At 58.6% G+C, this 797-nt stretch carries 1 protein-coding gene; it reads right to left on the bottom strand.

Going from position 1 to position 797, the window contains the following annotated elements:
- Window positions 1-797, bottom strand: a 797-nt coding sequence (locus tag HMPREF0721_RS11185) for a M1 family aminopeptidase (protein ID WP_006599905.1), incomplete at both ends; no start/stop codon positions are given.

Raw genomic sequence — 797 nt, 5'->3', positions numbered from 1 at the left:
GAGATCGCCAAACCACATGTGGGCAAGCTCGTGAAGGATGGTGTTATCACGGTTTTCGTATGCAGCCGACGTGACCCGGGAGCGAAAGAGCAGGTCGTCGCGATGGGTTATGCAAGCGGCGTTTTCCATGGCGCCCGCATTGAACTCCGGGACGAAAGACTGGGTGTACTTACCGAACGGGTAAGGGTACCCGAACTCGGCCTCGTAGACCTTGAACCCGCGCTGGGTAGTGGTCCGAATGCGGTCGGCGTCGAGGTATTCCGTGATCGACTGACGGCACAGAATGTCGGCATCAATTTCTCCCGACGCCGTATGGATTGTCCCGTGATCGACATGGTATTCACCGGCGACGAGAGCCGTGAGGTAAGTCGAAATCGGGAGGGTGGGTTCAAAAGACCACCGCGACATCCCCTCCCACGGACCTTCGGCCGGTTCCGGAGTGGGGGAGTTAGAAACGATGGTCCAACCGGTAGGTGCGATGACTTGCAGCTCGAAGGTCATCTTTTGATCGGGCTGCTCAAAGTCCGCGTACATGCGCCTGGCGTCAGCAATTTCGAACTGGGTGTATAGATAGACCTTGCCGTCGGCCGGGTCGACAAAAACGGTGCAGACCCTCTCCGGAATGGGAGTAGCGGCACAGCGCGGTGACGGTGATCTCGTGAGTTCCCGGCTCAGTCGTGAATGGGAAACGATTATGTGAGAATGCGGCGGGATCCAATGGGGCGCCGTCGAGGTCTGCGGCGTAGACGCCGTCAGCAATAAGGTCGAGATGGCTCTGCCCGCCAGTCGATGAGAAC

Origin of the sequence: Pseudoramibacter alactolyticus ATCC 23263 (assembly GCF_000185505.1) — a bacterium.
Classification (GTDB): domain Bacteria; phylum Bacillota; class Clostridia; order Eubacteriales; family Eubacteriaceae; genus Pseudoramibacter; species Pseudoramibacter alactolyticus.
The sequence above is the reverse complement of the archived record's forward strand: the minus strand, read 5'-3'. Positions and strand labels throughout refer to the sequence as shown.